Source organism: Pseudonocardia ailaonensis, assembly GCF_039531635.1.
GTDB lineage: Bacteria > Actinomycetota > Actinomycetes > Mycobacteriales > Pseudonocardiaceae > Pseudonocardia > Pseudonocardia ailaonensis.
The window spans coordinates 1-266 of sequence record NZ_BAAAQK010000010.1 but is presented as its reverse complement, the minus strand read 5'-3'; the positions used below and the strand labels follow the sequence as shown (position 1 = coordinate 266).

Here is a 266-nt window from a genome sequence, read left to right as displayed (position 1 = left end):
TGCCCATCGCGTACTCCTTGGTGAGGTGGGTGGGGATCAGTGCACGGAGGCCGCGACGTTCGCGGCGTCGGTTCCGTAGCCGCCGCCGGCCAGCTCCGGGGTGACAGGCTGCTCGGCCAGCCAGCGTTCGGCGTCGATCGCGGCGGAACATCCCGAACCGGCCGCGGTGATGGCCTGCCGGTAGGTGTGGTCCACGAGGTCGCCACAGGCGAACACGCCCGGGACATCGGTGTAGGTGGTGGGGGCCTGCGTCTTGACGTAGCCCG

1 pseudogene is annotated in these 266 nt (G+C 70.7%); it reads right to left on the bottom strand.

Going from position 1 to position 266, the window contains the following annotated elements:
* Positions 1 to 36: 36 nt before the first annotated feature.
* Positions 37 to 266: pseudogene (locus ABD324_RS18420) on the bottom strand (thioredoxin-disulfide reductase); the annotation flags it as partial.